This is a genomic window from Hydrogenophaga sp. (assembly GCF_051007235.1).
Classification (GTDB): Bacteria; Pseudomonadota; Gammaproteobacteria; order Burkholderiales; family Burkholderiaceae_C; genus Hydrogenophaga.
This window is the reverse complement of record NZ_JBPCSJ010000080.1, coordinates 1-6,013: the sequence shown is the minus strand read 5'-3', so window position 1 is coordinate 6,013 and position 6,013 is coordinate 1. Positions and strand designations below refer to the sequence as shown.

Sequence of the window (6,013 nt, the reverse complement as noted above, 5' to 3'; positions counted from 1 at the left end):
CTGCTGCCACTGGGCCACGACGTGAGCACCCTGGACCCGGCGGGCGTGACGTTCGCCCTGGGCGCTGCGGTGTTCTGGGCCGCCTACATCCTGTTCGGCAAGAAGGTCGGCCACCTGCACGCCGGCCACTCGGTCGCGCTGGGCCTGACCATGGCCGCCATCACCGTGGTGCCGTTCGGCGTCTGGCACGCCGGCAGCGCGCTGCTGCAGCCGCACGTTCTGCTGATCGGCGTGGGCGTGGCCGCCGTCTCCAGCGCCATCCCGATCTCGCTGGAAATGGTCGCACTCAAGCGCCTGTCGCCCGCGGCCTTTGGCGTCATGGCCAGCATGGAACCGGCCGTGGCCGCGCTGATGGGCGTGCTGGTGCTGCACGAGCACCTGACCGTCCTGCAATGGCTGGCCATCGCCCTGGTGATGTGCGCCGCCGCCGGCAGCGCCGCGACCGCCAAGCCCGAGGTGCACCGTGGGCCGGCGGACGAGATCGTGCAGTAAACGCCGCGCCGACTTCTCGGCAGCGGCGCTTGCGGCTATCGTGGTCCCCCCACCGCAGGAGACCACCATGCCAGCCCCCAACACCATCTGCCTCTGGTACGACGGCACCGCCGAAGAAGCCGCGCGCTTCTACGCCGCCACCTTCCCCGACAGCTCGGTCGGCGCGATCCTGCGCGCGCCCGGCGACTACCCCTCAGGCAAACAGGGCGACGTGCTCACCGTCGAGTTCACCGTGACCGGCATCCCTTGCCTGGGCATGAACGGCGGCCCGGGCGTGCCACACAGCATGGCCTTCTCGTTTCAGGTCGCCACCGACGACCAGGCCGAGACCGACCGCCTGTGGAACGCCATCGTCGACAACGGCGGCGAAGCCAGCGCCTGCGGCTGGTGCAAGGACCGATGGGGCATTTCGTGGCAGATCACCCCGCGCGCTTTGACCGCCGCCATCACCGACCCCGACCGCGCCGCGGCCCAGCGCGCGTTCAACGCGATGATGGAGATGGGGAAGATCGATATTGCGGCGATCGAGGCGGCGCGGCGGGGGTGAACCTGGCGTTCAGGACGCGTCGTCCGGTAGCAGCGGTACGCCTGAACGTCGCGCAGCACCCACCACCTCTCGGAGCAACTGCCGCGAGCCAGGCTTGACCAGCGGCCATTGCTGCAGTCGCTTCAGGGCCGCGATGCCTTTCGGAAACAAGCAGATGCATGAATGCTGCGGGTGCTGCGCCGAGTCGTAGATCAAGCCTTGGTGCCCGGCAGTGAAGCAGTCGATCGCCAACGCCTGGGTCTGCTCGATGCGAAGGCTCAACAGCAACGGATACGGCTCCGCCAACGGGCGAAGGTCCACCAGTCGCAGCGGCTGCCTTGTGATGAACTGCAACAGGGCGCGCTTGCGCAGATCGCCCAAGCTTCGGCTCTTGGTTTCACGACGGAACTGCGATTCGAACAGCGCGGTGTCAGAACTGTCTGCCAGATACGCCGTCACCTGATCGGGCAGACAGAAGCGCCCCGACAGTACGCCGGCAGGCGGCAACAGCAGCCCGTTCGTCTTGACCGTGCCGGGCCGTGCGCGCAGCAACTGCACGCGGAAAAAGGTCTGTCCGGCGGGCAGTTCAATCAGCGGAGGGTTGAGTTCTTTGAGGTTCATGGGCAGGGGGCATCAATGTCCCTCTGCTGTTGCCAGACCCAGCACGCGCGGCGCGTCCACACCCTGCTCCAGCGCCACGCGGGGCGTCTGGCCGTCCAGCGCCGGGTGCGGGCTTTCCAGGAAGGCGAGCAGCGGCCAGCCATCGGTGGTGCCCAGCGCCTGCGACAGCGGCTGGAGGTGTGGGAACACGAACGGCTCGAACTGCCAGCGCGGCAACTTGAAGCCGCGCCGCAGGTGCGCAACGCCGATGCAGCGGCCAGACTTGATCCAGGCGTTGATGGTCACGCGCGAGGTGCCCGCCAGTTCGGCGGCTTCGTCGGTGGTGATCATGTCGGCCGCCTGCATGCGCTCGCGCCGGTAGGCTGCGCCCGAACGCAGCAGCGCATCGGTCTGCGCTTCGCTGGCATAGGGGTCCGCTGAAACAGCACGAGGGGTTGGGTTTTCAAGGGCAACAGAGAGGGGAAAAGTCAATGTGTTCATGTGAGTTCACTGATGCCCGCCGTTATGGCGCGTTGCGCTTGTCTGCCTTGCTGCTGCCGAAAAAACTGGATGACCGAACGCGGTCGGCATGGGTGGCTGGCGCTCGTCTTCCCGGCTTGCTTTGACCGCGATCACTTCTGTTCAATGTGATTGGAGTGAACGAGGAAGCCGTCGCGACAAACGCGTACTCACCGAGCAGGTGACGCGACACGATCGCGCAGCAGGGGTCCCAATAGTTCGAGGGTTCTGAAGCGGCGAGATCTGATGCGTTCAGGCAAACAGAACGCACAGAAGCGCCTGAAGGCAGGTAACGGATCTCAGGATCTCGTCCGATGTTTCCAACCAGGATGACTTTGTTGACTGAAGCCAAATCACACCTCTTTCGGCAACCAGTCCCACGAAACACTCATGGCGTACTGGAGCAAGGTGGTCAGAATTTTAGTCAACTTCGAAAGTTTGGTAAATTTCGTTAAGCCGGAAAGCAGTCCTATGAACCACTTTCCCTGTTCTTCACCGGCAACCCATCCCTCATCCCGCTCCCCGGATAAAGAACCACCGACTCCCCCGCCTTCAGTCCGTCCTTCACCCAGGCGCTGTCTGCATTGCGGTCACTGAAGCTCACCGCCCTCGCCCGGGCCTTGCCGGCTTCCACCACGAACACCTGCCAGCCTTCGCCCTGGCGCACCAGCGCGGCCGAGGGCACGAGCAGTGCGCCGTCCTGGGCCGACACGGTGATGCGCGCGTCGACGCGGAAGCCGTCGCCCAGCTTCTGCAGTTCTTCAGGCGGTGCCTTGAGGGCCACGGTGCCGGCCAGCGGCGGCTCGTTGCGGCCCGTGCTCAGCTGCACGGCGGCGCCGGTGGCGATGCGCGGCGCATCGCCAGAGAGCACGTCGATCACGGCTTCCATGGCGCCGGTGTCGCCGATCTCCAGCAGCGGCGCGCCGGCCTGCACGGGCTCGGCGTTGTCCTTGTGCAGCTTGAGCACGCGGCCGTTGACCGGGCTCTTGAGCGACCACAGCCCCTGCGGCGCACCGCCCGCCGGTTAGGCGCGGCCCAGCGCGGCGCGGGCTTCGCCGGCGGCGTGGCCGGCGGCGGCCTGTTCGGCCTGCGCGGCTTTCAGGGCCTGGGCTGCGGCCTCGCGCGCCAGGCGGCTCTGGTCGCGGGCAGAGGGGGCGATGAAGTTGTCTTTGGCCAGTTGCGCGGCGCGCTCGGCTTCGAGCGTGGCCTGGGCCAGCGCGGCCTGGGCGCGCTGCACGTTGGCGCGGGCGGCGGCCATGGCGGCGTCGGCGCTGCCCACGCGCTGCTGCAGCACGCCGCGGGTGCGAGCGTCGATCATGCCGGGCGCAGCGGGCGCGAGCACGGCCACCACGTCGCCGGCCTTCACCACATCACCCACCTTGAGTGTGGGCCGCTGCAGCTGCGCGGCGGTGGGCGCGGTGACGAGGTAGCGCTGCTGCAGGCGCAGCTGGCCGTCTTCCTCGATCACCTGCTCGAAGCGGCCTTCGGCCACGGTGGCGGTTTCCACGCCCAACGGGCGCGGGCGGTAGGCGGCCCAGAGGATGGCGGCCAGGGCTGCCAAGGCCAGCCCGCCGATGAGCCAGCGGCGTTTTTTCGCCGCTGCGTTGTTCGATGGGTTCATTCGCGTACCTTCAAGACAGAAACCAGATCCAGCCGGTCGATCTGCCGGCGCACCAGCAGGGCGCTGGCGACGCCGGCGGCCAGCACGATGAGCGCGGCCGAGGCGTAGGTGGACGGTTCGATGACCACCGGAAAATCGATCGCGTCGCTGGCCATGAGCCGCATCATCAGCGTGGCCAGGCCCCAGCCGGCCAGCGCGCCCAGCGGCAGCGCCACCAGCAGTTCGGCCGCCAGCTCGGCCAGCAGCAGCACCGAGACTTCGGCCCGCGTCATGCCCAGCACGCGCAGGCTGGCCAGTTCCCACGCGCGTTCCGACAGGGAAATGCGCGCCGCGTTGTAGATGATGCCCACCGCCATGGCCACGGCAAACAGCGTGAGGATGCCGCTGAACACGCCCATGTTGCGTTCGGTGCGGTGGTTGAACTCGGCCATGGAGCTGGCTTTGTCGAACACCGAGTTGATGCCCGGCGCCGCCTTCACCGCGGCCCAGAAGGCGGGCATGGCGGCCGGGTCCACCTGCAGCGCTGCGTCGGCCACGCCATCGCCATCGCCGGCCAGGCGGTTGAGGGTGTCCAGGTTCATGTAGAGCAGCTGGCCGAACATGGTGCGGGCGATGTCGACCACCTCCACCTCCACGCTGCGCCGGTTCCACAGCCGCAGCTGCAGCGTGATGCGGTCGCCCACCTGGGCGCCGATTTCGCGCGCCAGCAGACCCGAGAGCACCACCCCGTGCGCCGGCAGGGCCAGCGCGCCGCGGTCCTCGTCCACCAGGCGCATCAGCTTCGCGTTGCCGCGCAGGGCCATGACCGCCGTGTCCTTGCTCTGCCCGCGCAGCGTCACCTTCACGGGTTCGGTGCGGTAGACCTCGGCGTCGAGCACGCCAGGCAGGCGCTGCAGGTCGCGCACCACGGTCACGGGCACCGGGCGGTGGAAGTTGACCAGCACGTCGCCCTGCTGCACCTGGCGGAACTGCACGTCCACGATGTGGGCGATGGCGTCGAGCCAGAAGGCGCCCGAGATCTGCAGCGCCACCGCCAGCGCAATGCCGGTGACGGTGAAGGCCGCCCGCAGCGGGCGCCGCTCCAGGTTGCGCACCACCATGCGCGCGCTGGTGGACAGGAAGCGCCCCAGGCCCAGGCGCTCGACCAGCGTGGCGGTGTAGACCGGCGGCGCGGGCGGTTGCATGGCCTGCGCGGGGCGCAGCCGCACCACGGCGTGGATGGCGGTCCAGGTGCCGGCGGCAGCGGCCAGCCCGGCGATGGCGGCCGAGAGCAGCACCAGCGTGGTGTCGGTGGCGTAGGCCAGGCGGTTGAAGCGGAACACCTCGTCGTACAGGCTGAGCATGCCGCGGCCAATCAGCTGGCTCAGCCCCAGGCCCACCGCCACGCCCAGCCCGGCGATGACCAGCGCGAGCTGGATGTAGTGCCAGGCGATGGCGCCGTCGGTGTAGCCCAGGGCCTTGAGCGCGGCGATCTGGCTGCGCTGCGTGGCCACCTGGCGGCTGAGCACCACATTGAGGATGAACATGGCCACGGCCAGGAAGATGGCCGGCAGCACCGTGCCCATGACCTTGAGCTGCGCCAGTTCGTCGCTGACGATCTTGGTGGACAGTTGCCGGTCGCGCCCCACGGCGCCGATGCTGCCGTAGGGCTCGAGCAGGCGGTCCAGCGGCGTGAGCACGGCGTGTTCGGGCACACCGGCTTCGAGCCGCAGCGAGGCCTGGTTGAACGCGCCCTGCATGTCGAACAGCTCGGTCATGCGGGCGCCGTCGATCCACCAGATGCCGAAGCCCGTGTCGTCGGGCGCGCCACCCTGCGAGGCGAACACGTATTCGGGCGACGCCGCCGTGCCCACCAGGTGGATGCGCTCGCGCCGCCCGTTGAGGATGGCGTGCACCACGTCGCCGGGTTTCAGGCTGCGCGCGGCGGCGAAGCGGTCGCTGACCAGGGCTTCGAGCGGGGCGCCGCGCTCGGGCCAGCGCCCCTGCTTGAGGCTGAGCGCGTTCAGGCCCTGGCGCCCGGCCTGCGCGGCCGACAGGTCCAGCCCGATGAAGCGGCCGGTGACCGGCTGCACCACCCCGAGCAGGTCGACCTGGGCGTCGAACACCACGTCGAGCTTCACGTCGGCCACGCCGGGGATGGCGCGGATGCGCTCGCCCAGCGACACCGGCGCGCGCTTGATGCCGGCGAACAGGTCGGCCAGGCGGTTGCCGGCGTAGAAGGCGTCGCGCGAGGTCTTGAGCGAGTCGTGCACCGC

At 68.9% G+C, this 6,013-nt stretch carries 7 protein-coding genes and 1 pseudogene; 2 read left to right on the top strand and 6 right to left on the bottom strand.

Annotated elements, in window-relative coordinates; all coding sequences use genetic code 11:
* A partial coding sequence (locus tag ACR2JA_RS02780) for an EamA family transporter (protein WP_434007596.1) occupies positions 1 to 492 on the top strand: 492 nt, incomplete at its 5' end.
* A gap of 67 nt (positions 493 to 559) precedes the next feature.
* Positions 560 to 1,039 (top strand): VOC family protein, encoded by a 480-nt coding sequence (locus ACR2JA_RS02775; RefSeq protein ID WP_434007595.1) that lies wholly within the window; start codon positions 560 to 562, stop codon positions 1,037 to 1,039.
* Between the two features lie 9 nt (positions 1,040 to 1,048).
* Here the strand turns inward: ACR2JA_RS02775 and ACR2JA_RS02770 are convergent, their stop codons facing one another.
* The 6 genes and pseudogenes from ACR2JA_RS02770 to ACR2JA_RS02745 all read right to left on the bottom strand — a co-directional run.
* Positions 1,049 to 1,639: an RES family NAD+ phosphorylase gene (locus ACR2JA_RS02770; protein WP_434007594.1), complete on the bottom strand. Its 591-nt coding sequence runs from the start codon at positions 1,637 to 1,639 to the stop codon at positions 1,049 to 1,051.
* A gap of 12 nt (positions 1,640 to 1,651) precedes the next feature.
* Positions 1,652 to 2,119, bottom strand: coding sequence for a hypothetical protein (locus tag ACR2JA_RS02765; protein ID WP_434007593.1), 468 nt, complete (start codon positions 2,117 to 2,119; stop codon positions 1,652 to 1,654).
* Between the two features lie 259 nt (positions 2,120 to 2,378).
* Positions 2,379 to 2,489 (bottom strand): annotated as a pseudogene (locus tag ACR2JA_RS02760) (single-stranded DNA-binding protein); the annotation flags it as partial.
* Positions 2,490 to 2,606: 117 nt separating this feature from the next.
* Positions 2,607 to 3,137: an efflux RND transporter periplasmic adaptor subunit gene (locus ACR2JA_RS02755; RefSeq protein WP_434007597.1), complete on the bottom strand. Its 531-nt coding sequence runs from the start codon at positions 3,135 to 3,137 to the stop codon at positions 2,607 to 2,609.
* A 24-nt stretch (positions 3,138 to 3,161) separates the two neighbouring features.
* A complete protein-coding gene (locus tag ACR2JA_RS02750) occupies positions 3,162 to 3,758 on the bottom strand; it encodes a hypothetical protein (protein WP_434007592.1) in 597 nt (198 codons plus the stop codon).
* The coding region (locus tag ACR2JA_RS02745) for an ABC transporter permease (protein WP_434007591.1) at positions 3,755 to 6,013 on the bottom strand (2,259 nt) is incomplete at its 5' end. The genes ACR2JA_RS02745 and ACR2JA_RS02750, both read right to left, overlap by 4 nt.